Source organism: Psychrobacter sp. GW64-MNA-CIBAN-0177 (assembly GCF_040309585.1).
GTDB lineage: Bacteria > Pseudomonadota > Gammaproteobacteria > Pseudomonadales > Moraxellaceae > Psychrobacter > Psychrobacter okhotskensis.
Genome location: NZ_JBEOOY010000588.1, coordinates 1 through 238, shown reverse-complemented (window position 1 = coordinate 238; position 238 = coordinate 1). Strand labels below are relative to the sequence as shown.

Here is a 238-nt window from a genome sequence, read left to right as displayed (position 1 = left end):
ATTATATTCAATGGCTGGGCCCCAGTTATTAGCTTCAATTTGATACTGAACAATAGCAACACAAATTCCCGTCTGTAATATTATGGCCTTATATTTATAACCCACTAAATTTATTTGCTTTTCTCTCACATCAGGTGGCTGATTTAATTCATTATCACTGATAAATGAAAGTAATAAATAGCTCAATACTATAAGTATCACAGAATAAATTAACACCTGTAGCAATAAACCAGATAAC

The 238-nt window shown here is 31.1% G+C and carries 1 protein-coding gene; it reads right to left on the bottom strand.

The features are described from left to right. On the bottom strand, positions 1-238 hold a 238-nt coding region (locus tag AAEY79_RS16320), incomplete at both ends, for a hypothetical protein (RefSeq protein ID WP_352289804.1).